Origin of the sequence: Rathayibacter sp. AY2B9 (genome assembly GCF_002931595.1) — a bacterium.
Classification (GTDB): Bacteria; Actinomycetota; Actinomycetes; order Actinomycetales; family Microbacteriaceae; genus Rathayibacter.
On the sequence record NZ_PSUB01000002.1, the window covers coordinates 1 to 24,214 of the forward strand.

Consider the following 24,214-nt stretch of genomic DNA (forward strand, 5'->3'; position numbering starts at 1 on the left):
CACGGCTGCCGCCTGCTGCGCCTGGCCTGACGCCCGGCCGGCGCCCGCGCGTCAGGCCAGGCGCAGCAGGCGGCAGCCGTGCGGCTCGAGCTCGAGTTCGACGGCGCCGCCGACGATCGGCAGCTCGGCGCCGCTCCACACATCGACGGCCGAGGTCGCGCCGGAGCAGCCCAGGTCGGCCAGATGAGCGGAGTAGGACCGCGCCGACGAGCCCAGCCAGAACACTCCGCGCCACTGCTCGTCGCCGCGCCACGCCGACCACACCACCAGGTCGCCGTCGCGGACGATCTCGCGGCTGCCGTCGCTGCCGAGCAGCGCGAGGACGTCGTCGTTCGTCAGCAGCGCCAGGGTGTCGGCGGGCGTGTCCGGGAGGTGCCCGCCCATGATCAGCGGCGAGCGGAGCAGGCACCACAGCGTCACGAGCGTCCGCTGCTCCGCGGGCGTGAACCGCGAGAGCCGGTCCTCGCCCACGTGCGCGCGCACGCCGATCCGCCCCAGCGGCAGCATGTCGGCGTCGGCCCACGCGCCGGGGCGCTGGTGCGGCGCCCAGCGCGCGGCCCGCTGGAACTGCTCGTGCAGGTGCGCCCAGTCGTCCCAGAAGTCGTCCGAGATCCGCCACATCTGCGCGGTCGAGCGCAGCAGCTCGAGGTTCTCGAGCGAGAGCTGCTTGCCGGGGGAGAGGCTCAGCACCATCGGGCGGCCGGTCGCGTCGATCGCGCGGGAGAGGGCGGCGATCTCCTCCGCCTGGATCGGCGGGTAGAGCACGTCGTCGAGCTTCACGAAGTCGACGCCCCACGAGGCCAGCTGCGCCATCACGGAGTCGCAGTACTGCTGCGCGCCGGGCGCGCTCATGTCGACTCCGTAGTTGTCGGGGTTCCACGGGCAGACGTTCCCGCGGTCGGCGATGTCGGCGCAGGTCGCCTCCGCCCCGAGCACCGGCAGGCCGAGCTCGGCCGCTCGGCGGGGGACGCCGCGCATCAGGTGCACGCCGAAGCGGAGGCCGAGGGCGTGCACGCGCGCGGCCAGCGCCGTGAATCCGCCCGTCGCCGCGGAGGGGAAGCGGCCGACGGCGGGCTGCGGGCGTCCCCAGTCGTCGAGCACCGGCTCCGACACCTCCTGGTAGTCGCTCGTGCCGGGATCGGGCTCGTACCACTGGATGTCGACGACGACCGTGTCCCAGCCGTGCGGCAGGAGGTGCTCGGCGAGGTACTCGGCGTTCGCGAGCACCTCCTCCTCCGTCACCGAGGCGCCGAAGCAGTCCCAGCTGTTCCAGCCCATCGGCGGGCGGCGGGCGGCCTCCGTGCGCGCGGCGATCACGACAGCTCCAGCGTCACGGTCGCGAAGGAGTGCGGGGGCAGCGTGACGCGCAGGCCTGTCGCCGTGGTCTCGATGCCCTCGAGGGCGACGGGGCTCACCTCGTCGGCGGCGCCGGGCCGGTTGTGCGCGTCGGGGCGGTCGGCGGTGAGGAGGCGGCCGGTCGCGCCGGTCACGGTCCCACCGCGGAAGTCGAGGGAGACCTCGAGCGGCTCCTCCAGGTCGACGTTCGTCAGCGAGACCAGGACGCGGCCGTCCTTCGTGGAGGCGGAGGCGGAGGCGACGGGGATCTCGCGGCCGTCGACCGCGTGCGTCGGGCCGGCGACCGTGGTCGGCAGCACCGTCGCGTCGTGGTGCCCCTTGTTCATCTCGAACACGTGGTAGGTCGGCGTGCGGACCATCTCGCCGCCGTCCGGGTCCGTCAGCAGCATCGCCTGCAGCACGTTCACCGTCTGCGCGATGTTCGCCATCGTCAGGCGGTCGGCGAAGCCGTGGAAGACGTCGAAGTGCCAGGCCGCGACCATCGCGTCGCGGATCGTGTTCTGCTGGAAGAGGAAGCCCGGGTGGGTCCCCGGCTCCACGTCCCACCAGGTGCCCCACTCGTCGAGCACCATCCCGTACTTCTTCTCGGGGTCGTGGACGTCCATCACCGCGGCGTGCGAGCGGAGCAGCTCCTCGATCCCCTGCGCGGCCACGATCGTGCTCCAGTAGGTGTCGGCGTCGAAGTCGGTCGCGCTGCCCTTCGCGTGCCAGCTGCCGCCGATCGTGTAGTAGTGCACCGAGACCGACTCCCACGGCACGGAGGAGAAGGGGTGCCCCTCGATCTCGGGGATCACCTCCATCAGCGTCTGCGTCCAGTGGGTGTCGGCGCCGTCGGCTCCGGCGGCCACGCGGTAGAGCGGAGTGTCGTTGCCGCTCTGCACGAAGGTCCCGAACTGCCGCGCCAGGTCGGCGTAGGCGCCGGCGCGCATGTTGCCGCCGCAGCCCCAGGTCTCGTTGCCGAGCCCCCAGAAGCGGACGGTCCACGGCTCCTCCCGGCCGTGGGAGCGGCGCAGATCGGCCATCGGCGACTTGCCCGCGCCGGTGAGGTACTCGGCCCAGTCCGCCATCTCCTGCACGGTGCCGGATCCGATGTTGCCCGAGATGTAGGCGTCGGCGCCGAGCAGCTCGCAGAGCGCCATGAACTCGTGGGTGCCGAAGGAGTTGTCCTCCGCGACTCCGCCCCACTGGGTGTTGATCAGGCCGGGGCGCTCCTCGCGCGGGCCGATGCCGTTGGTCCAGTGGTAGCGGTCGGCGAAGCAGCCGCCGGGCCAGCGGAGGTTGGGGATGTCGAGGGCGCGGAGGGCCTCGACGACGTCCAGGCGGATCCCGCCCTCGTTCGGGACGGGCGAGTCCTCGCCGACCCAGAAGCCGTCGTAGATGCACCGGCCGAGGTGCTCGGCGAAGTGGCCGTAGAGGTGGCGGCTGATGGTGGCGCCGGGGCGGTCGAGGTCGACGGTGACGGTGCTGTTCACGGGGTGCTCCGGGGTGGTGGCGGACGGGTCGGCGGCGGTGGTTCCGGCGGCGGCGGTGTCGAGGACGCCGGGGTCGGCGGCGGTGCTCACGCGGTCTCGCGGACGAGCCGCAGGACGATCGCGCGGTCGGCGTGGAAGGTCGGCAGGTCCAGGCCCGCCTCGCCCAGCAGGCTCCCCGGGTAGGCGGGGGCCGGGGCGTCGGAGTCCAGCGGCACCGTCGACTCCAGCCAGTGCGGGCTCTGCCAGGGCGGGCCGAGCGAGCCGGGGCGCGCGGTCTCGATCCGGTAGCGCGCCCGCGGATCCAGGCCCGGGAGGCGGGTGCGGCGGCGCGAGTCCGCGGTCAGCGCGGGCGTGACCAGCGTGTACAGCGCCTCCGAGCCGTCCGGCGCGACGACGCCGCGCAGCGACGGCGCGTCGGGGTCGGAGTCGTCGCCCCCGACGACCCGGCCGGTCGCGATCAGGCCGCGGTGCTCGCGGTACGCCGCGATCCAGCCCGCCAGCACGGGCTCCTCCTCCGCGTCCAGCTCGCGGAGGTCCCACTCGATCCCGAAGTGGCCGAGGAAGGCGATCGCGCAGCGGGTGTGCAGGTCGCTGGTGCGACCGGTGACGGAGTTGACCGGCGAGGCGACGTGCGAGCCGAGCATCTCCGGCGGCACGAGCAGCCCGGTCCAGCGCAGCATCCGCGAGCGGTCCAGCGGGTCCTGGTTGTCGGAGGTGTGCACGCGGTCGGTGCGCTCGAGGATCCCCAGGTCGACCCGGCCGCCGCCGGAGGCACAGCTCTCGATCTCGAGCTCCGGGTGCCGGGCGCGCAGCTCGTCGATCAGCCGGTACAGCGCGAGCGTCTGCTCGTGCACCGCGGCCGTCCCGGTGGCGGGGTGGCCCGCGTCGATCAGGTCGCGGTTGTGGTCCCACTTGAGGTACGCGACGCCGAGGTCGGCGACCAGGCCGTCGAGCACGCCGAGGATGTGCGCGAACGCGTCGGGGTTCGTCAGGTCGAGCACCTGCTGGAAGCGGAACCGCGGCGGCAGCTCCTCGCGGGCCCGCAGGATCCAGTCGGGGTGCGCGCGGGCGAGGTCGGAGTCCTCGTTGATCATCTCGGGCTCGACCCAGAGGCCGAACTCCATGCCCAGGCCGCGGACGTGCTCGGCGAGGGGGAGGAGGCCGTCGGGCCAGGCGACGGGGTCGGGCGTCCAGTCGCCGAGGCCGGCGCGGTCGTCGCTGCGGCCGAGGAACCAGCCGTCGTCGAGCACGTAGCGCTCGACCCCGAGGGCGGCGGCGCGGTCGGCCAGCTCGGCGAGGACGGCGAGGTCCTGGTCGAAGTAGACCGCCTCCCAGACGTTGAGCGTCACCGGGCGCGGCCGGCGCGAGGAGCGGGAGACCCCGCGGAGGTGGGCGTGGAAGCGCGCGGCCGCGGCGTCGAGGCCGTGGCCGAAGCTGCCGGAGATCCAGGGGGAGGAGTAGCTCTCGCCGCTCGCGAGGCGCACCTCGCCGGGCAGGAGCAGCTCGCCGCCCCGGAAGGCGAGCCAGCCGTCGCCGCGCTCCACCGCGTGCTCGTGGTTGCCGCCGATGCCGACGTGGCAGAGCCAGACCCGCCCGTCGGCGGAGTCGAAGCCGGGGGTGCCGACCGCGACGACCGTCGTCGCGTCCAGGCCGGTGCGGCCGCGCCGCGAGGAGCGGGAGTGGGTGCCGGTGACGACGGGGTGGCGCTGGGGGATCTTCTCGGTGCCCCAGCGGCCGGAGAAGTCCAGGATCTCGCGGGCCTCGGTCGGGATCCGGAGGGCGGGGTCGACGCCGATCACCTCGAGGTGCCCGGCGCCGTCGTTGCGGACAGAGACGCGGGTCCTGAGCAGTCCGGCAGGGGAGAGAACGATCTCTAGGACGACCCCGATCCGGGCTTGCGCGTCGTGCGCCTCGACGGTCACGGCGGCGCTGCCGGCCTGCGCGACCGCGCCCTCCGCGAGGGCCTCCCCGTCCACCGAGACGGTGTCCACGGTCAGCCTCGGCGACCAGCCGGCGCCCTCCCGGTGCACCCGGAGACCCGGCAGGCCGGCCCAGCCGAAGGTGTGCTCGGGCAGGATCCCGGGCTCGTAGGGGACGTCGGAGGAGCCCTCGATCCCCGTCCGCACGGGAGTTCTTGCGAAAGCTGCGAGATCGTCGTCGCTCGCGTCGAGTCGCGGACCCCAGTGCAGCAGCACGGGCAGGTCGCCTCCCGACTGAGTGAGGAGGGCGGACACGTCATCGGCGACGAGATGGATCACTCTCGGGGATTGCATGTCCCCATTCCTATCGTCGATCCTGGTCTGAGTACAGCGAGAGATCGATCTCGACCCTCGGTCGGATGGACCACCGCGCGGATCGACCCGCGCCGATCGACCACCGCTCGCACCGCTCACCCCCACCACCCACGGCCTCGACGAGGAGCACCCATGCCGCTGACCCACCCGGCCCCGCACGAGACCCGCCTGGAGCGCGGGGTGCTCGACGCGCGACGGCGGCTCAACCGCGACTACCTCCTCTCGCTCACCGACGAGGGGCTGCTGCAGAACTTCCTGATCGAGGCCGGGATCGGCGACCAGGGCTGGCACCTGCACCCCTCGCGGGACTCGCGCGAGGCCCGCGGCCTCGACCGGCACTGGGGCTGGGAGACGCCGGGCTCGCAGCTGCGCGGGCACTTCCTCGGCCACTGGCTCTCCGCAGCGGCCCGCGAGGTGGCGGTCACCGGCGACCCGCTGCTGCGCGTCCGGATCGACTCCGTGCTCGACGGACTCGAGCGCTGCCAGGAGGAGAACGGCGGCGGCTGGATCTGGGCGATCCCGCGCGGCTACCTCGACCGCCTCGCGACCGGCCGCCCCGTCTGGGCGCCGCAGTACGCGATGCACAAGCTGCTGATGGGCCTCGTCGACCTGCACCTCGACCTCGGCGACGAGCGGGCGCTGCGGATGGCGCGGGCCGCCACGGTCCCGCTGCTGGAGTGGGTCCGCGGATTCGACGACGCCGCGTTCCAGGAGATCCTCGAGGTCGAGACCGGCGGCATGCTCGAGGTCTGGGCCGACCTCCTCGCGATCACCGGCGACCCCGTCTACACCGAGCTGCTCGGCCGCTACGACCGCCGCTCCCTCTTCGAGGGCCTGCTCGAGGGCCGCGACGTGCTGACCAACATGCACGCCAACACCACGATCCCCGAGGTCCTCGGCGCCGCCCGCGCCTACGAGGTCACCGGCGACGAGCGCTGGCGGAGGATCGTCGAGGCCTACTGGGAGCAGGCGGTCACCCTCCGCGGCACTTTCTGCACGGGCGGTCAGACCTCCGGCGAGATCTGGACGCCGCCCTTCGCGTTCGCCGCTCGCCGCGGCGAGAAGACGCAGGAGCACTGCGTCGTCTACAACATGATCCGGCTGGCCGACGTGCTGCTGCGCTGGACCGGCGACCTCGCCTACGCCGACTACATCGAGCGGAACCTCTGGAACGGCCTCCTCGCCCAGCAGAACCCGCGGACCGGGATGGTCGCCTACTTCCTGCCGCTCGAGGGCGGCGCCCGCAAGGACTGGGGCAGCCCGACCGAGGACTTCTGGTGCTGCCACGGCACGCTGGTGCAGGCGCACACGCGCCACTCCGGGCTCGTCTTCTACCGCGGCGGCGACGCCGAGCTGACGATCGCGCAGCACGTCGACGCGAGTCTGCGCCTGCCGACCGCCGCCGGCGACGCGGCGGTGCGGGTCGAGGTGCTCGACACCGCCGGCTACGTCGGCCCGGACGCCAACGCGGGTGCCGCGGGCGACGTGCACCGCCCCACCGCCTCGCGGATCCGGGTCGAGATCGTCTCGGAGGAGGGGGTCGCGCTGCACGTGCGGCTGCGGGTGCCGGAGTGGACCGTCGGCGAGCCGGGGGTCGCGGGCGACGCCGAGCGCGTCCGGGCGGGCGACGGCGCGCTCCTGATCGAGCACCCCGGCGGCCGCACGAGCGTCGACCTCGCCTTCGGCACCGAGATCCGCGCCGTGCCGATCCCGGACGAGCCGGGCACGGTCGCCTTCGTCGAGGGCCCGATCGTGCTGGCCGGCCTCGTCGACCGCGAGATCGCGCTGCGGGGGCGCCTCGAGGACGCCCCCGCCCTGCTCGCCCCCGACAACGAGCGGCAGTGGACCCAGTGGCTGCGCGGCTACCGCGCCGTCGGCCAGCCCGCCGCCGTCCGCTTCCGGCCTCTGCACGAGGTCGTCGACGAACCCTTCTCGCTCTACTTCCCGGTCTCGGCCGGGAGCTGATGGACAGGATCCCCTCCGTGACCTGCGCTCCGCGCTCATGACCGCCTCCACCGCCTCCCCCGCCGTCCGGGCGATGCCTCGCGGCCGCCTCCTGCTGCCGATCTTCGCGATGCTCGTCGGCTTCGGGCCGCTCACCATCGACCTGGTGCTGCCGTTCCTGCCGACGCTGCAGGACGATCTCGGCGTCTCGGTGGCGACCGCCCAGCTGGTCGTCACCGGCGCCACCTTCGGCTTCGCGGCCGGCCAGCTCGTCTCAGGACCGCTCAGCGACGCGGTCGGCCGCAAGTGGCCGCTCGGCGTCTCGGCGGCGCTGCACATCGCGGCGAGCCTCGTCGCGGCGATGACCTCCGACACCGCCGTGCTGCTCTCGGCCCGCTTCGTCCAGGGCGCCGCCTGCACCGCCGCGGGTGTCGTCGTCACCGCCATCGTCCGCGACCTCTACAGCGGCAAGCGGCTCGTCACGATGCTCGCGAACCTCGCCGTGATCGTCTCGGTCTTCCCGATCCTGGTGCCTTCCGTCGGCGCGCAGCTGACCAAGGTGATCGACTGGCGCGGCTCCTTCCTCGCGGTCGCCGCCTGGGGAGCGCTCGCGACCGTGATCGCGCTCCTGGTGCTGCCCGAGACGCTGCCCCGCGAGCGGCGGCACCAGGGCGGGCTCGGCCCGTCGCTGCGCAACTCCTTCGGGATGCTCCGCCGGCCGCGCGTGCTGGCGCTCGCCGCCGCCTCGGCCGCGGGCTGGTCGGTCGGCTTCGCGTATCTCGCGACCGCTCCCTTCCTCTACACGAACGTCTACGCGGTCGGGCCCGACCTGTACGGGCTGCTGTTCCTGGTCACCTCGCTCGTGACGATCGCGGTCGGGCAGACGACGGGACGGGTGATCGTGCCCCGGTTCGGACCCCGGTTCGCGATGTCCGCCTCGGCGATCGTCACGGCGCTCGGCGCCGTCGTGGTCGCGGTGCTCGCGCTCACCGGCACGCAGCCGCTGCTCGTCGTCGTCGGCGCGCTGACGTTCGCGCTGGCCGGCCGCTCGCTCGGCTTCGCCCCGGTGCAGTACCTCTCGCTGCAGGGCCCGTCGAGCGAGGCGGGCAGCGTCACAGCGATCCTCGGCACGGTCAGCTTCACGGCGGCCGGACTGGTGATGCCGGTGATGGGCGCGTGGGCCGAGATCTCGCTGATCCCGTTCGCGATCCTGCTGCTGCTCGCGGGCCTGGTCGAGGGCGGCGTCGCGCTGCTGTTCCGGCCGGGCTCGCGGCGCTTCGATCCCGGGGCGCAGCGGCTCGAGGACGAGCCGGCGGGGGCCGCCCCATCGGCCGGCCCCCGCGCGCACGACGAGAAGAGCTGAGATGACCCTCCGGGAAGGGACCACCGTGGAACTGCGCTCCGGCGACTACACCCTCCGCGTCGAGGCGGGCGGCCTCGAGGTGCTCGCGGGCGAGCGCGTCCTCTACGCGAACGACCGGCCGCTGCGCGTCACGGTCAAGACCGTCGCCGCGATCAGCGAGTACTCCGGCGCGCCCTACGACGCCGTCTCGCTGTCGGAGGGGGCGATCACCGCGAGCGGGACGATCACCGTCCGCTCCGGGTCGGCCTTCGCCGTCACCGACGTCTGGCGCGTCGCGGGCGACGGCTTCTCCGTGCACCGCGACGTCGAGGTGCTGGCGGCCGGCGGCGACCTCGGCTTCTCCACCGCCGTCTCGCTCGGGCTGACCGGGTCCGACGACCTCCGCGACTACGAGTGCTTCGCCCCCGGCGCCTGGTACCGCGACAACGCCTTCGGGCCCGCCGACGCGATGGGCCGCGACCCCGGCAGCGAGTACTTCTGGCGCACCGAGACGCACTACGCGCTGCCTCTGTTCGCCGCGCAGAGCCTCGCGACCGGCGAGACCGTGGCGCTCTCGCGCTGGGCGGCCGACGCGACGCTGCCGCGCCTGGACGTGGTCCGCTCGGAGAACTTCACCGACCCGGAGTGCACCGTCGGCTCGATCGGCCTGAGCCGCCCGCAGGGCACGACGCTGAACTACCTCTACTACGGCTTCGGCGTGCGGACCCCGCTCGACGTGCCGCCCGCGGGCCTGTCGATCGACTACGTCCACCCGGGCGCCGACGGCGAGCGCCCGATCGACAACCCCTACTCCGGCCTCGACTACGACGCCGCCCCGAAGGCCCTGCAGCGGGTGAACCACCCGGTCGAGGTCGGCTTCCGCCAGCGCTACGCCGTCGCGGTCGACCTCGGCCGGTACGACGACTTCGCGACGATGATGCGCGCCACCTGGCGCACCACCTACGCCCGGCTCCGCGACGACCTGTTCGAGGTCGACAACGAGCGGCACTTCCACCACGGCATGGCGATCCTCCAGCGCCTCACCCGCCGCTACGGCGACTCCTGGGGCCTGCCGTTCGCCTGCCAGCTGCCGGACCTCGACGTCTCGAGCGTCTCCTTCCAGTTCGGCTTCGTCGGACAGCAGCCCGGCATCGGCTACCAGCTGCTGCGCTACGGCGACCGCGAGGGCGTGCCGGAGGCGTTCGAGCAGGGCGTCGGCATCGTCGACTTCTGGGCGCGGACCGCGCTGCCCGAGTCGGGCCCGCCGCGGATGTGCTTCAACCCCTCGCTCGGCGGCTTCGAGCCGTACCCGCACTACCTGCGGATGCTCGCCGACGGCGTCGAGGCGATCCTCGACGCCTACCTGCACCTGCGCGACCTCGGCGACGAGCGCCCGCTCTGGCTCGAGTTCTGCCGGCGGACCGCCGACTGGCTGCTCGTCGTTCAGGACGCCGACGGCAGCTTCCACCGCGCCTACAACGCCGACGGCTCGGTGCGGATGGACTCGCGCTCGAACACCCCGAGCGTGATCCGCTTCCTCGTGCAGCTGCACCTCGTGACGGGGGAGGGGCGCTACCGCGCGTCCGCCGTGCGCGCCGGCGAGTGGTCGTTCGCGAACATCCACCGCACGCTGGAGTACCGCGGCGGCACCTGCGACAACGCCGACATCCAGGACAAGGAGGCGGGCATCTACGGGCTGTTCGGCTTCCTCGCGCTGTACGACCTGACGGAGGAGCCGCGCTGGCTGGAGGGCGCCGTCCGCGCCGCCGACTACACGGAGACCTGGACCTACGCGTGGTCCTTCCCGGTCCGCGCGCCCTGGGCGCATCCCTTCAACCGGTACTCGATCAGCGGACAGAGCATCATCACCCTCGGCGGCGGCGCCGACGTCTACATGGCGGCCTGCTCGTACAGCTACTACCGACTGCACCTGATCACGGGCGACGAGCACTACCTCGATTTCGCCGAGTTCCTGCACCGCAACACCCGCCAGTCGACCGACGTCGACGGCAGCATCGGCTACGCGATGCCCGGCCTCGGCCACGAGAGCGGCGACTTCGCGACCCAGACCCTGCGCAGCCACCACCACTGGCTGCCCTGGTGCACCTTCGTCGAGGTCGACCCGGCCTCGCGTCTGCGCGACACCTTCGGCGTCTACGAGATCGCCGACGCGCAGCGCCTGCCCGCCGCCGAGCGGGCGGCCCGCAACCGCGTCTACGACCGCTACGGGCACTCGCGGAGCTGACCCCACCCACCGCATCCGGCTCGCGTCTCGTCCTCACGTCGACGCAGCCGCACGGCGGGTCCGGCGGCCAGCCGGGACGACACCCGGTGCGCTGCTCCGCCTCCGTCGGCGGACCGGAGCTCGTTCCGCGTGCCGCAGCCGGACCCTCCGCAGCGCCCTCAGCCGCGCCACTCCACGTCGACGCGCACCGCCTCCGCACCGAGCTCCAGCCCGCCCGACACCTCGCGCCCGTCGACGCGCAGCACCGCGTCGCGCAGCGTGCGCACCCGCGTCCCGCCCGCCGGTGCCAGCCACTCCGCGCTCGGCACCCGCCGCACCCACAGCGTCGCCCGCCCCGGCGACCACTCCAGCCGGTCCACGACCACCCCGCCGCGCGCGCGCAGCCCCGTCACGGCACCCCGCGCCCACGCGGACGGCAGTGCCGGCAGCACCGTCAGCGTCTCGTCATCCGATCCCAGCAGCATCGCCGCCACGAGCCCCGGCAGTCCGCCACTGGCGTCGAGGTTGAAGATCCGCCCCGCGTCGTGCAGGGTCGTCAGCGTCGGTGACCAGTGCTCGACCGCGAGCCACTCCGCGCAGGTCAGCGCCGCCTCCCCGTCACCCAGCGCCGCCGCCGCGACGCCCACCTGCACCAGCCCGAACGCCATCTCCATCCGCCCGGGAGGAGCGGTCGGCGCCTCGGCCCGCCACGCGATCTTCGCCGCCACCGTCGCCGCCGCGGCGGCCCGCATCCGCACCGCGGAGGCGCCGGGGCCCTCGAAGGCCGCGTCGCCCGCGTACCAGAGCGGGTACAGCTGCGACGCGTGCCGGTGCGCGATCTCCTCCGCGAACCGCGGGTCGATCCACTCCGCCAGCGTGCCGTCCTCGGCGACCCGGTACTCCGGCAGCTCCGCGACCACCCGCGCCCAGCGCTCGTCGAGCGAGTCGTCGCCGCGGGCCCGGCCGAGCAGCGCCGTCGCCCGCGCGGCGTCCCGCAGCACGGCGACGTCGATCGTCGCATCGACCGCTATCGGCGAGCGCGCACCACCCGGTGTGTTCTCGGGGGAGTAGGAGGGGACGATCCGGCGCACCCCGTCGACCACGGTCGTCCCGGTCTCGGCGAAGCGGAGCACGCCCTCGGCCAGCTCCCACAGCCGGTCGTCCACGATGCCGCGGTCGCCCGTCGCGGCGACGGCGTCGGCGGCGAGGCGCAGCACCCAGCCGCCGCAGCCGGTCCAGAACAGGTGCGGGTAGCTCGCCGCGAAGTGGTCGGCGCGGCCGTGCGTCGACATCCGCGACGGCAGGAGCATCCCCTCCGCCCCGTAGACGAGGCGCGCGTTCTCGCGGTAGTCGTCGAGGTGCGGCAGCACCAGCTCCAGGATCGACAGCGCCAGCTCGGGCGTGCCGGTCGGGATCATCCCCGCCATCGCGCCGTTCTGCACGTTGCCGTTCAGCGTGTAGTCGGCCGACCAGGCCGGCCGCCAGGTGCCCTGCCAGACGCCCTGCAGCGTCGGCGGCAGCTCGCCGGTCGACGCGACGATGTTCGCGCGGCCGCTGAGGTACGCGAGCTCGACGACGCGGCGGCGCGCGCCCTCGTCGCCGGCGCGGGCGGCGTCCCACAGGTCCTCGGTCAGCTCGGCGTCGGAGGCGCCGTCGAGATCCAGCACGGAGGCGCCGACCAGCCGGCCGTGCCCCTCGCGCTGGGCCTCGCGCAGCTCCGCCCAGGAGAGGTCGGCGGAGGCGTCGGGAGCCACGCCGATCGCGACGTCCAGCCGGAGCACGCGGGCGACCCCCGCGGAGATCTCCACGTCCGAGACGGCGGCGCCCCCGGCCACGCGCCACGTCGCTCCGCTCGTCGCCCGCGTCACGGCGCGGATCGCGGTCGGGCCCTCGCCCGCCTCGGCCGTGAGCACCGCGGAGGCGCCGCCCTCGACGTGCGACGAGACCACGACCGAGGCGTCGGGCACGCCGGTGTCGAAGGAGGTCGCCTCGCCGGCCCCGAGCGCGAGCTCGACGGTGACGACGGTGTCCGCGGAGGACTCCAGAGCCAGCCGGACGCCCTCGCCGCCGTGCGGGGCGAGCAGGCGCACGGCGTGGCGGCCGCCGTCCTCGTCGGTCCACTCCACCGCGGCCTCGCCGCCGAGCGGATCGATCAGGCGGACCGCGGAGGCGACACCGCCGGGGGTACGCAGCGTGACGGTCGCGCAGAGGCCGAGCGGGTCGGTCCAGATCAGGCCGCCGTCGTAGCCGCTGTCGCGGGCGGCGCGGGCGAGCAGGGCGGTGGCGGTGTCGGAGTCGCCGGCCAGCAGGGCGCCGCGCAGCTCGTCGCGGACGCCGGCGAGGTCGGGCGCGTCCGGGCGCGGATTGACGGGGAGGAACCAGCGCTCGTGGGCGAGCGGGACGGTCAGGGAGTCGGCCGGGCCGTGCACCACGGCGCCGACGCGGCCGCTGCCGACGATCAGGCCCTCCTCCCAGGTCGGGGCCGCAGTGGCGGTGACGAGGGTGGGCGTGCGCGACAGTGCGCCGGCGATCGGGGCGATGATCGGTTCCTTTCGGGCTCGCGGGAGTGCCTGATATGTTGCGTGGACCCTCAAATTACCTCTCCCGGTGCGACGGCGCGCGGGAGTCGAGAGTTAGGAATCCGCGATGACGCGACCGATCACCCTCTTCACCGGCCAGTGGGCGGACCTCCCCTTCGAGGAGGTGGCCCGCCTCGCGGGGGAGTGGGGCTACGACGGCCTCGAGATCGCGTGCTGGGGCGACCACATCGACGTCGCCCGCTGGGACGACGCGGAGTACGTGCAGAGCCGCAAGGACATCCTCGAGCGCAACGGCCTCCAGGTCTTCGCCATCTCGAACCACCTCACCGGCCAGGCGGTCTGCGACGACCCGATCGACGAGCGCCACCGCGACATCCTCAGCGACCGCGTCTGGGGCGACGGCGACCCCGAGGGCGTCCGGCAGCGCGCCGCCCAGGACCTCAAGGACACCGCGCGCTTCGCCGCCGCGCTCGGCGTGACGCAGGTCAACGGCTTCTCCGGCTCGTCGATCTGGAAGGGCGTGGCCATGTTCCCGCCCGCCTCCGACGAGTGGATCGCCGCCGGCTACCAGGACTTCGCCGACCGCTGGAACCCGATCCTCGACGTCTTCGAGGAGGTCGGCGTCCGCTACGCGCTCGAGGTGCACCCGAGCGAGATCGCCTACGACTACTGGACCGCTAAGCGCACCCTAGAGGCGATCGGCCACCGCGCCTCGTTCGGCTTCAACTTCGACCCGTCGCACTTCGTCTGGCAGCAGCTCGACAGCGTCGCGTTCGTGCTCGACTTCGCCGACCACATCTTCCACGTGCACGTGAAGGAGTCGGTCACCAACCTCGACGGCCGCAACGGCGTCCTCGGCTCGCACCTGCCGTGGGCGAACCCGCGCCGAGGGTGGACCTTCGTCTCGACCGGGCACGGCGCCGTCCCGTGGGAGCCGGTGTTCCGCGCGCTCAACGCGATCGGCTACACCGGCCCGACCAGCGTCGAGTGGGAGGACGCCGGCATGGACCGCCTCGACGGCGCCCCCGAGGCCCTGGCCTTCGTGAGGAAGCTCAACGCGATCACGCCGCCGGCCGACGCCTTCGACGCGGCGTTCTCGACCTCGCGCGACTGACCGCCCGCCGCACGCCTGCATCCCGGAGGCCGGAAGGACCGACTGCCCGGGAGGGCCGTCCGGGCCTCCCGGCCTCCGTCGTGCTGCGAGCGCGTCCGCAACCGGGGCCGGGACGCTGCAGCGGGCGCCGAACGGGCCGCAGAGGGCGATCCGCCCTCGATCGCTGACCCGATTCAGGCCGGTCACGGCGGCGGGCCCCGCCCCGACCCGGCGGCTCGCCGGGAACGACGGACGGCCGGCCCCCCGCAGGGAGCCGGCCGTCCGGCCTCGCAGGATCTACAGGCCCTGGGAGAGGCGGTAGTACGCCGCGTTCGAGCGGATGTCGGACTCGAAGCCGCGGAGGGTGGTCGACTCGTCGATCACGAGGAGCTCGACGCCGGCGATGCGGGCGAAGTCCTCCCACGCCTCCAGGCCGATCTGCGTCGTCATCACCGTGTGGTGCGCGGCACCGGCGGTGATCCAGGCGGCGGCGCTGGTGCCGAAGTCCGGAGCGGGCTGCCAGACGGCGCGGCCGACGGGCAGGTGCGGCAGCGTCTGGGGCGGCTCGACGTTCTGGACCTTGTTCGCGACCAGGCGGAAGCGCTCGCGGACGTCGCTCAGGGCGACCACCACGGCGGGGCCGGCGTCGGCGGTGAAGACCAGGCGCACCGGGTCCTCGCGGCCGCCGATGCCCAGCGGGTGGATCTCGAGCGAGGCGCGCTTCGACGACAGGGACGGCGACACCTCGAGCATGTGCGCGCCGAGGATGAGCTCCTCGCCGGGCGTCATGTCGTAGGTGTAGTCCTCCATCAGGCTGGTGCCGCCGGGGAGGCCGGCGCCCATGACGGCGGCGATGCGGATGAGGACGGCCGTCTTCCAGTCGCCCTCGCCGCCGAAGCCGTAGCCGTCCGCCATGAGGCGCTGCACGGCGAGTCCGGGGAGCTGGCGGAGCCCGCCGAGGTCCTCGAAGCTGTCGGTGAACGCCTCGAAGCCGCCCTCCTCCAGGAACGAGCGCAGGCCGATCTCGACCGCGGCGCCGTAGCGGAGCGACTCGTGGCGCTCGCCGCCGGGGAGCAGCTCGGGGACCACGTCGTAGCTCTCGAGGTACTCCGCGACGAGGGCGTCGATCTGCTCGGAGGTGGCGGCGTCGACGCGCTCGACGAGCTCGTTCACGCCCCAGGTGTTGACGCTGACGCCGAGGCGGATCTCGGCCTCGGTCTTGTCGCCCTCGGTGACGGCGACGTTGCGCATGTTGTCGCCGAAGCGGGCGACCTTCATGCTCTGCGAGGCGGACCAGCCGGCGGCCGCGCGCGACCAGGTGCCGATGGCCTCGGTGACGCGGGCGTCGCTCGCGTGGCCGACGACCGTCTTCCGGGGCACGCTCATCCGGCTGAGGATGTAGCCGTGCTCGCGGTCGCCGTGCGCGGCCTGGTTGAGGTTCATGAAGTCGAAGTCGATGTCCTGCCACGGCAGGGCGACGTTCGCCTGGGTGTGGAAGTGCAGCAGCGGCTTGGCGAGCGCGTCGAAGCCGTGGATCCACATCTTCGAGGGGCTGAAGGTGTGCATCCAGGTGATGACGCCCACCACGGAGTCGTCGGAGTTCGCCTCGATCATGGTGCGGCGGATGGCGTCGGAGCTCTTCAGCACCGGCTTCCACTCGACGGTCACGGGGATCGCGCCCGCCTCGTTCAGCTGCGCGACGACGGCCTGCGACTGCTCGGCGACCTGGCGGAGGGTGTCCTCGCCGTAGAGGTCCTGGCTGCCGGTCAGGAACCAGACGGTGCGGGTGGCGAGGTCGGGGATGATGCTCTGGTACACGCTCATGCGATGGCTCCGGTGGGGTTCTGTCCGTAGACGTTCTGGTAGCGGTCGAACAGGGCGTCGATCGACTCCTGCGGGATGGGGACGAGCTCGCCGCCCTGGCGCGCGAGGTGCACGGTGCGGGCGACGTCCTCGGCCATGACGGCCGCCTTGACGGCGTCCTTCGCGTCCTTGCCGATGGTGAAGACGCCGTGGTTCTGCATCAGGACCGCCCGCGAGCGGTGCCCGCTGAGGGTCGCGACGATGCCGCGGCCGATGGAGTCGTCGCCGATGATCGCGAACGGGCCGATGGGGATCTCCCCGCCGAACTCGTCGGCCATCGCGGTGATGACGCAGGGGATCGACTCGGCGCGGGCCGCCCACGCGGTCGCGTAGGTGGAGTGCGTGTGCACGACTCCGCCGACCTCGGGCATCTCGCGGTACACGTAGGCGTGCGCCGCGGTGTCGCTGGAGGGGCTGCGGTCGCTGCCGGGGGTGCCGGGGACGACGTTCCCGTCGAGGTCGCAGAGGATCATGTTCTCGGGCGCGAGGTCGTCGTAGGAGACGCCGCTGGGCTTGATCACGAAGAGGTCGGCGCCGGGCACGCGGCCCGAGATGTTGCCGCCGGTCCAGATGACGAGGCCGTAGCGGACGAGCTCGGAGTGCAGCCGCGCGACGTCCTCGCGGACGCGGGCGATCGCCTCCTCGACGGCGGGGGTCTGGGTGGTCATGCGGTGGCTCCCTGGTTCTGCGGGTCGGTGAGGGTCTCGACGGCGGTCTGCTCGACGGCGAGGCCGGCGCGGTAGCGCTCGAGGTAGGCGGAGAAGCCGGCGACGTCGTCCGCGTCGGGGGCGACGGTCTCGAAGCCGGAGTCGCCGAAGACCTGATCGGTGAGGTACGCGTCGAGCGCGACGCCGCTCTGCAGGCGGTAGGCGGCGAGCACCGCCATGCCCCACGGGCCGCCCTCGGAGGCGGTCGCGGCGACCGAGACGGGGGCGTCGAGCGCGCCGGCGAGGAAGCGCTGGGCGACCCCTGCGGTGCGGAACATGCCTCCGTGCGCGAACATCTCGTCGATCCGGACGCCCTCGCCCGCGAGGACGCGCATGCCCAGCGCCAGGGTGCCGAACACGCCGTAGAGCTGCGCGCGCATGAAGTTGGCGAGCGTGAGGCGCGAGTCGGGGGTGCGCACGACGAGCGGGCGGCCCTCGACGAGCCCGGCGATCGGCTCGCCCGCGAGGTGGTTGTAGGCGAGCAGTCCGCCCGCGTCCGCCTCGCCCTCGAGCGCCTCGGCGAAGAGGGTGCCGTAGACGGCGTCGCTGTCGGAGGGTCCGCCGGACGCGGCGGCGAACCGCGAGAACAGGCCGACCCAGCCGGCGAGCTCGCTGGCTCCGTTGTTGCAGTGGACCATCGCGACGAGGTCGCCGGCGGGGGTCGCGACGAGGTCGAGCTCGTGGTGCACGCTCTCCAGCGGGCCCTCGAGGACGACCATGGCGAAGATGCTGGTGCCGGCGCTGACGTTGCCGGTGCGCGGGGCGACGGAGTTGGTCGCCACCATGCCGGTGCCGGCGTCGCCCTCGGGCGGGCAGGCGGGGGCGCCGGGTCGGAGGGAGCCGGTGGGGTCGAGCAGGAGCGCGCCCTCGGCGGTGAGCGAGCCGGCGTCGGCGCCCGCGGGGAGCACGGCGGGCAGCAGCTCGCGCAGCGGCTTCACGGCGCCGGCCGCGCGCTCGTCGTAGAGGTCGACGACGCGCTGGTCGTAGTCGCGGGTCGCCGGGTCGGTCGGGACCATGCCGGAGGCGTCGCCGACTCCGAGGACCTTCTCGCCGGTGAGGCGCCAGTGCACGTATCCGGCGAGGGTGGTGAGGAAGTCGATCCGCTCGACGTGCGGCTCGGAGTCGAGGACCGCCTGGTGCAGGTGCGCGAGCGACCAGCGCAGGGGGATGTTGGCGCCGAACAGCTCGGTGAGCTCGGCCGACGCGGGCCCGGTGCTGGTGTTGCGCCAGGTGCGGAAGGGGACGAGCAGCCCGCCGTCCGCATCGAAGGGGAGGTAGCCGTGCATCATCGCCGAGACGCCGAGCGCCCCGACGGAGGAGAGCTGCACGCCGTGTCGCGACGAGGCGTCGGCGACGAGGTCCGCGTAGGCGGCCTGGAGGCCCGCGTGGACGGCGTCGAGGGAGTAGGTCCAGCGGCGGTCGACGAACTGGTTCTCCCACTCGTGGCTGCCGACGGCGAGGACCACGGACGGGTCGGCCGCGTCGACCAGGCACGCCTTGATCCGGGTGGAGCCGAGCTCGATGCCGAGGGCGGTGGCGCCGCTCGTGATCACGTCGGCGGGGGTGGGCCTGCGCTGGTCCATCATGCTCCTCGCTCGGGCGATGTGACCGTTCACAAAGCCCCGGGTCAGCGTAGGCGAAACGGCTCGGGGTCGGCAAGCGAGGGGCCGCCCGACGGGGTCCGACTGCTCCTCCTCCGCCGCAAGCCCCTTCCGCCGGGGCCGCCCGCTTGGTCGCATGAGGCATGCGTGAGATCAGACTCGTCAGACTCGTCACCCGCCTCGAGAACGCCGCCGCCCTCGATCCGCTCGTCGGCCGGGTGAAGCGGGCCGTGAACGCGGTGGTCCGGCCGCAGCCGGTGCGGGACGTGCTGCACGGCGTCCCGGTCGGCCACCCCGTCCATCCGCTGCTCGTCCTCGTGCCCACCGGCGCCTGGGTGTCGGCGGCGGTGCTCGACCTGCTGCCGGGGAACCAGCGCGCGGCGAGGACCCTCGTCGGCGTCGGCGTGATCAGCGTCCTGCCGACCGCCGCTTCCGGCTTCACCGACTGGTCGGAGCTGCACGAGCAGCAGACCCGCGTCGGGCTGGTGCACTCGGCGGCCAACGTGGTCGCGACGGGCCTCTACGCCGCGTCGTGGGTGCAGCGCCGCCGCGGGCGCACCACGAGCGGGAAGGTGCTCGGGATGCTCGGGCTCGCCGTCGTCTCGGGAGGCGGCTACCTGGGCGGCCACCTCAGCTACCGGCAGGCGGCGGGGGCGAACCACGCGGAGGACGTGCCGCACCGCTTCCCCTCGGGCTGGCAGGAGCTCGGCGCCCTGGCGGACCTGCCCGAGCGCACGCCGGTGAGGAGGGAGGTCGCGGGCCTCCCCCTGCTCGCCTTCCGGCGGGGCGAGCGGATCGACGTGCTCTCGAACGTCTGCAGCCACCTCTCCGGCCCGCTCGACGAGGGCGAGGTCTCGGCGGACGGCTCGGGGGAGGCGTGCGTCGCCTGCCCGTGGCACGGCAGCGCCTTCTCGCTCGAGACCGGCGAGGTGCTGCGGGGGCCGGCCACCTCGCCGCAGCCGCGGTTCGAGACGCGGGTGCGCGAGGGGCGCGTGGAGGTGCTGCTGCCGCACGCGGGGTGAGGCGGGGGCCGGTGCTGCTCAGGCCTGAGCCGTCGACGCCCGCTCCACCAGCACCGGCGGCACCGGGCGGTCGACGGCGGGCTCCTCGCCGCGCAGCTCCGCGAGCACGACGCCGATCGTGCGGCGGCCGACTTCCGCGAAGTCCTGGCGGATGGTGGTCAGCGGCGGCTGGTAGTGCGCCGCCTCGGGGACGTCGTCGAAGCCGACGACGCTGAGGTCCTCGGGCACGCGCAGTCCCCGCTCGGTGCAGGCGTGCAGGAGTCCGAGGGCCATCTGGTCGTTGCCGGCGAACACCGCGGTCGGCCGGGGCGAGGAGTCGAGGAGGCGGAGGCCGGCGCGGTAGCCGGACTCGGCGCTCCAGTCGCCCTCCACGACGGCGACGGGGTCGAGGCCGGCCGCGCTCATCCCGGCGCCGAAGCCCTCGAGCCGCGCCTGCGCCTCCACCCAGTGCTGCGGACCGGCGAGGTGCGCGATGCGGGTGTGGCCGAGGCCGACGAGGTGCTCGGTGGCCAGTCGTGCTCCGGCCGCCTGGTCGACGAGGAGCAGGGAGTCGGCGCCGCGGTCCGTCGCGCCGAGCGTCACCGAGGGGACGCCGATCGCGAGGCTCTTGATCGCCTCCAGCGCGCGCTCCTGCGGGGCGAGGACCACGATCGCCTCCACCGACTCCCGCTGCAGGTGGGCGAGACCGTCGGCCAGCGACTCCGCGTCCGGCGCCGCGTTCACGACCGGGACCCGGTAGCCCGCGTCGCGCGCCGCCTGCTCGATCGCGGCCATCGCGGTGGCGGTGCCGTAGAAGCTGTGGCTCTCGGCGGCGAGGATCCCGATCAGGCCGGAGCGGCTCGTCGCCAGGGCGCGGGCGGCGGCGCTGGGGCGGAAGCCGAGGTCCTCGATCGCGGCGAGCACGCGCTCCCGGGTGCGCGGCCGCAGCTGGGGGCTGTCGTTGAGCACCCGCGAGACCGTCTGGTACGACACTCCGGCCCGCACCGCGACGTCGCGGATGGTCGGCGCGCGGTCGAGGGGCATGGCCACACCGTAGCGGTGCGTGCGCCCCCGTCCCCTCCCACGAGATGCCGCTCCGGTCCGTGTTCGTCGGCGGGTCGCGTACCGGAGCGGCGTGCCGCGGGCGCGGGTCAGGGGCCGCCGAGCCAGTGGTCGATGCGGTGGTGGTCGGGGGTGAAGCCGTGGTCGACGCCCCAGAGGACGGCCTGCGTGCGGCTGGTCGCGCCGATCTTGCCGTAGACGCTGCGGATGTAGGACTTCACCGTGTTGGGGCTGAGGTAGGTGAGCGCGGCGACGTCGGCGTTGCTCTTGCCCTGCGTGATGAGCGCGAGGATCTCCGACTCCCGGTCGGTGATGCCCTCGTGGCGGCCCGGCCAGTCGAGGCCCGGTGCGCTGCCCGCCCGCCGCGGAGGATCGCTGACGACGACCTCGCCCGCGGCCACCCGCTCGAGCGCGGCCACCAGCTCCCGCGCCGGCAGGGTCTTGGAGAGGTAGCCGTGGACGCCCTGCTCGAGGGCGTCCGCGATGAGCGTCGGCGCGACGTTCCAGGTGTAGACGACCACGTGCTCGGCCCGCTCGTTGCGCACCAGCTCCGCGATCTCGTGGTGGTCCGACTCCGGCTGGGCGAACGAGTCGTAGAGGACGACGTCGATCCGGTCGGAGAGGGAGGCGTTCGCGTCGATCTCGGCGACGACCACCCGATCGCGGTAGTGGTCGAACATGTGCGCGAGGCCCGTGAGGACGACGTCGTAGTCGTCGACGAGCGCGACGGTGAGGGGCGCACGGCGGGTCATGGTCGGACGCTACCGCACGGCTCGTCGGGGCGAGCACACCCCCAGGGGTGTACCGCCGCCTCCTCCGGGGTGGTTGCGTAGCCACCGGTCCCGCAACCGCGGAACCGACCAGCGGGCCCCCGCCCGCACAACGGAAGGACGACCGCCATGCTCGGTCTCATCATCAGCCTCATCGTCGTCGGACTCATCGCAGGAGCGCTGGCCCGGCTCATCGTCCCCGGGAAGCAGAGCATCAGCATCGGCATGACCATCGTGCTCGGCATCGTCGGCTCGTTCGTCGGCGGCTTCCTCGGCTTCCTGATCTTCCAGCACGACCCGATGGACGGCTTCTTCCAGCCCGCCGGCATCATCGGCTCGATCATCGGAGCGATCATCGTCCTGCTCGTCTACACCCGCTTCGCCGGCCGCTCCGCCGCGCGACGCTGACCCGCAGCGCACGGCGACAGCGAGGTCGCTGCCGACCCGCCCTCCGCGGGCGTGCAGGCACCACGCTGACCGGCGGCCCCGGCCCGGCTCCCTCCACGGGCCGGGCCGTCGTGCTGTCCGCGGGGTGCCCGGGCGTCGACCGCGGTCTCCGACGCTGCGTCCGCGGGTTCCGACGCTCCGTCCGCGGAGCCCGCGCCGCGTCCTCCGACCTCCGTGGATCGGCGGCCGAGTCCGTCGACGCCGCGTCGGTGGCGGCCGAGTCCGTCGCCTCAGAGTCGGCAGCCGCGCAGCCCGTCGCCGCCCAGCCGCCGCGCACCGGGGTGCGCGATGCTCGGGCGATGCCGCTCGTCGTCCCCGATACCCTCGTCCCGCTCGCGCTCCGGCTCGCCCGTGCGAACCGCACCTTCGTCAGCGCGGAGGGAGCCCGTCGCCGCATCCGGGAGCGCGCGCTCCGTCCCGCCTCCTACGGCCCGCCGCCCCGCCTCCGGCCCGGCGTGCGCGTCGACGTGGAGCAGGTCGGCTCCTGGCCGGTCTACACGATCCGCCCGCGGGTGATCCGCGGCGGCGTCGTCTACGTCCACGGCGGCGGCTGGGTGAACGAGATCGCGCCCCAGCACTGGTGGCTCGCCGCCCGCATCGCCGACGAGGCCTCCGTCGCGGTGACCCTCCCGATCTACCCGCTCGTGCCCTTCGGCACGGCGCTCGAGGCGCGCGACGGTGTCCGCGCCCTGGTGCTGCGGAGTCTTGAGCGGCACGGGGCGACCTGCCTCGCCGGCGACTCTGCGGGCGGCCAGATCGCCCTCTCGACGGCCCTCGCCCTGCGCGACGAGGGGGTGGTCCTGCCGCGCACGACCCTCGTCTCGCCCGCGCTCGACCTCTCCTGGAGCAACCCGCGGATCCCCGAGGTGCAGCCGACCGATCCCTGGCTCGGCACCCCGGGCGGTCGCGTCCTCGCCGAGAGCTGGCGCGGCGCCCTCGACCTGCTCGATCCCGCGGTCAGCCCGCTGTTCGGCGACCTGGCGGGCCTCGGCCCCCTCACCGTCTTCAGCGGCACGCGTGACGTCCTCAATCCGGACGCCCACGTGCTGGCCGAGCGGGCGGCGGCCGCCGGGGTCCCGTTCGAGCTCCACGAGGCCGTCGGGCAGGTCCACGTGTACCCGCTCGTGCCCACGCGGGCCGGCCGCGAGGCGCAGCACGACCTGGTCGAGGGGCTCCGCGCGGCGGTCTGACCACCGGCCGGCCCAGGCGTCCGGCAGGCTCCTCTCAGTCCGTCTTCCGTATGGCGGACGGCGCCTCCGCCCGCTCGTCCACGACGTCGAGGCGAGCCAGCGCGTTCGCCGTCCCCCGGCGGCCCCGTGTCGCGACCAGGCCGATCATCGCGGCCGCCGCGAGGACGAAGGCGAGCAGCGACCAGAAGCCGCCCTCGACGGCGAGCAGGGTCGACCAGCCGCCCGATCCCGCCGCCCAGCGCACGAGCCGCTGCCAGAGGAGCGGTCGCGGCTCGGGACGCAGGCGCACCACCGTCTCGCCGAGGGTCCGTCCGGACCGCAGCACGATCACGAGCTGGAGCAGCGGAGCGACGAACGGCAGGGCTCCGAGAACCACGTCCCCGGGGCTCGAGCGCGTGTCCACCCCCGCGAGCACGAGGCCGACCCCGGTGATCGAGACGAGCGCGCCCGTGATGAGGCTCAGCGCGAGAACGTCGCAGAACATGCCGAACGCGCGGCGGCGGATCGTGACCGGGCGCGCCAGCTCCGGCACCGCGCCCTCGGTCCGGCGGGTGAAGAGGAGGAGGACGGGGGAGAGGAGGGTGCCGAGCAGGGCGCCGGCCGTGTTGGCCAGCAGGTCGTCGACGTCGAAGAGCCGGTAGGCGCACGGGTAGAGGAACCAGTCGCCGGTGAGCTGCGTGACCTCGATGAGGAGCGAGACGGCGAAGCCGACGACGGTGCCGCCGATCAGCCCGGCGACGAGGCGCCCGCGCAGAGCGAGGTGGCGGACGAGCATCCCGAGGGGGACGAAGAAGACCACGTTCAGGAGCACCTGCGCGGACGCGGGGTTCGTCAGCAGCGCGCGGGGCCCGTCGATCCCGCCCTCCTTCGCGATGTCGCCGACGAAGGCGAACAGGCGCAGCTGCGGACCCGATCCGGTGCGGCAGGCGGCGGCGACCGTCGCCTCGTCGGGCAGGGGGAGGAGCGTGTAGGTGACGAGGGCGAGCGCGTAGACCACGGCGGCGAAGGCCAGCACCGCGTTGCCGATCCCGAGGACACCGCGGCGCCGGTACTGCAGGGCGGCCCAGGGCACGAGGCCCACGAGGGCGACGGCGGAGCCGAACAGGAGGGCGAGCACGGCGGAGGTCATGCGTCGACAGTAGGAGAGCGGAGGCCGATCCCCACCGACAGGCGCGTCGGGGATCTCCGCCAGCGCGATTCGTCCCTCCCCAGCGCGGGATCCGGGCGCTCCTCCACGGATCCGAGCGATCCCCGTCCGCCGCCTCCACGCCCTGCTAGCGTTTCCTGGGTCGCGTCCAAGAAACGCGT

17 protein-coding genes are annotated in these 24,214 nt (G+C 73.8%); 7 read left to right on the forward strand and 10 right to left on the reverse strand.

Annotation, left to right across the window (positions count from 1 at the left end):
- Nucleotides 1–51: 51 nt before the first annotated feature.
- From C5C25_RS02735 to C5C25_RS02745, 3 genes are read right to left on the reverse strand one after another with little or no spacing between them, the layout of a single operon-like run.
- Nucleotides 52–1,317: a glycoside hydrolase family 27 protein gene (locus C5C25_RS02735; RefSeq protein ID WP_258062972.1), complete on the reverse strand. Its 1,266-nt coding sequence runs from the start codon at nucleotides 1,315–1,317 to the stop codon at nucleotides 52–54.
- On the reverse strand, nucleotides 1,314–2,918 hold the full coding sequence (locus C5C25_RS02740) for an alpha-L-arabinofuranosidase C-terminal domain-containing protein (RefSeq protein WP_308470782.1): 1,605 nt from the start codon (nucleotides 2,916–2,918) through the stop codon (nucleotides 1,314–1,316). Before C5C25_RS02740 ends, C5C25_RS02735 begins: the two co-directional genes overlap by 4 nt.
- The gene (locus tag C5C25_RS02745) at nucleotides 2,915–5,101 is read right to left on the reverse strand and encodes an alpha-galactosidase (protein ID WP_104249663.1); all 2,187 of its coding nucleotides are present in this window, start codon (nucleotides 5,099–5,101) and stop codon (nucleotides 2,915–2,917) included. The genes C5C25_RS02740 and C5C25_RS02745 overlap by 4 nt, the downstream gene beginning before the upstream one ends.
- 153 nt (nucleotides 5,102–5,254) lie before the next feature.
- Here C5C25_RS02745 and C5C25_RS02750 point away from each other — a divergent pair, with 153 nt between their 5' ends.
- From C5C25_RS02750 to C5C25_RS02760, 3 genes are read left to right on the forward strand one after another with little or no spacing between them, the layout of a single operon-like run.
- Complete coding sequence (locus C5C25_RS02750) at nucleotides 5,255–7,087, forward strand: beta-L-arabinofuranosidase domain-containing protein (RefSeq protein ID WP_181133618.1); 1,833 nt, start codon at nucleotides 5,255–5,257, stop codon at nucleotides 7,085–7,087.
- 37 nt (nucleotides 7,088–7,124) lie between these two features.
- Nucleotides 7,125–8,429 carry a multidrug effflux MFS transporter gene (locus C5C25_RS02755; RefSeq protein WP_104249664.1) on the forward strand — a complete coding sequence of 435 codons (1,305 nt, stop codon included), beginning with the start codon at nucleotides 7,125–7,127 and terminating at the stop codon, nucleotides 8,427–8,429.
- Between the two features lies 1 nt (nucleotide 8,430).
- Nucleotides 8,431–10,653: a hypothetical protein gene (locus tag C5C25_RS02760; RefSeq protein ID WP_219814372.1), complete on the forward strand. Its 2,223-nt coding sequence runs from the start codon at nucleotides 8,431–8,433 to the stop codon at nucleotides 10,651–10,653.
- Nucleotides 10,654–10,811: 158 nt separating this feature from the next.
- On the opposite strand, the gene C5C25_RS02765 is transcribed toward C5C25_RS02760, so the two are convergent.
- Nucleotides 10,812–13,226 (reverse strand): glycoside hydrolase family 95-like protein, encoded by a 2,415-nt coding sequence (locus tag C5C25_RS02765; protein WP_146079416.1) that lies wholly within the window; start codon nucleotides 13,224–13,226, stop codon nucleotides 10,812–10,814.
- Between the two features lie 52 nt (nucleotides 13,227–13,278).
- Here C5C25_RS02765 and C5C25_RS02770 point away from each other — a divergent pair, with 52 nt between their 5' ends.
- On the forward strand, nucleotides 13,279–14,286 hold the full coding sequence (locus tag C5C25_RS02770; RefSeq protein WP_104226056.1) for a sugar phosphate isomerase/epimerase: 1,008 nt from the start codon (nucleotides 13,279–13,281) through the stop codon (nucleotides 14,284–14,286).
- A 276-nt stretch (nucleotides 14,287–14,562) separates the two neighbouring features.
- On the opposite strand, the gene araA is transcribed toward C5C25_RS02770, so the two are convergent.
- Genes araA through C5C25_RS02785 form a run of 3 tightly spaced genes read right to left on the reverse strand, consistent with a single transcriptional unit; the run spans nucleotide 14,563 to nucleotide 18,418 of the window.
- Nucleotides 14,563–16,089: an L-arabinose isomerase gene (araA, locus tag C5C25_RS02775; protein ID WP_104249666.1), complete on the reverse strand. Its 1,527-nt coding sequence runs from the start codon at nucleotides 16,087–16,089 to the stop codon at nucleotides 14,563–14,565.
- On the reverse strand, nucleotides 16,086–16,796 hold the full coding sequence (locus C5C25_RS02780; RefSeq protein WP_104224687.1) for an L-ribulose-5-phosphate 4-epimerase: 711 nt from the start codon (nucleotides 16,794–16,796) through the stop codon (nucleotides 16,086–16,088). Before C5C25_RS02780 ends, araA begins: the two co-directional genes overlap by 4 nt.
- Nucleotides 16,793–18,418, reverse strand: a complete 1,626-nt coding sequence (locus C5C25_RS02785) for a xylulokinase (RefSeq protein WP_104248018.1) — start codon at nucleotides 18,416–18,418, stop codon at nucleotides 16,793–16,795. Before C5C25_RS02785 ends, C5C25_RS02780 begins: the two co-directional genes overlap by 4 nt.
- 161 nt (nucleotides 18,419–18,579) lie before the next feature.
- Here C5C25_RS02785 and C5C25_RS02790 point away from each other — a divergent pair, with 161 nt between their 5' ends.
- Nucleotides 18,580–19,458, forward strand: a complete 879-nt coding sequence (locus C5C25_RS02790) for a Rieske 2Fe-2S domain-containing protein (RefSeq protein WP_104226053.1) — start codon at nucleotides 18,580–18,582, stop codon at nucleotides 19,456–19,458.
- Between the two features lie 18 nt (nucleotides 19,459–19,476).
- Here C5C25_RS02790 and C5C25_RS02795 read toward each other — a convergent pair whose 3' ends face one another.
- Entirely contained in the window at nucleotides 19,477–20,481 is a 1,005-nt protein-coding gene (locus C5C25_RS02795) for a LacI family DNA-binding transcriptional regulator (protein ID WP_104249667.1), read from the reverse strand.
- Between the two features lie 107 nt (nucleotides 20,482–20,588).
- Nucleotides 20,589–21,251, reverse strand: coding sequence for a response regulator transcription factor (locus tag C5C25_RS02800; protein ID WP_104249668.1), 663 nt, complete (start codon nucleotides 21,249–21,251; stop codon nucleotides 20,589–20,591).
- Nucleotides 21,252–21,398: 147 nt separating this feature from the next.
- Between C5C25_RS02800 and C5C25_RS02805 the strand changes: the two genes are divergently transcribed.
- Nucleotides 21,399–21,677: a GlsB/YeaQ/YmgE family stress response membrane protein gene (locus C5C25_RS02805; RefSeq protein WP_104225042.1), complete on the forward strand. Its 279-nt coding sequence runs from the start codon at nucleotides 21,399–21,401 to the stop codon at nucleotides 21,675–21,677.
- Nucleotides 21,678–22,015: 338 nt separating this feature from the next.
- On the forward strand, nucleotides 22,016–22,906 hold the full coding sequence (locus tag C5C25_RS02810; RefSeq protein ID WP_104249821.1) for an alpha/beta hydrolase fold domain-containing protein: 891 nt from the start codon (nucleotides 22,016–22,018) through the stop codon (nucleotides 22,904–22,906).
- A 34-nt stretch (nucleotides 22,907–22,940) separates the two neighbouring features.
- On the opposite strand, the gene C5C25_RS02815 is transcribed toward C5C25_RS02810, so the two are convergent.
- Nucleotides 22,941–24,035: a VanZ family protein gene (locus tag C5C25_RS02815; RefSeq protein ID WP_181027251.1), complete on the reverse strand. Its 1,095-nt coding sequence runs from the start codon at nucleotides 24,033–24,035 to the stop codon at nucleotides 22,941–22,943.
- Between the last annotated feature and the right edge of the window lie 179 nt (nucleotides 24,036–24,214).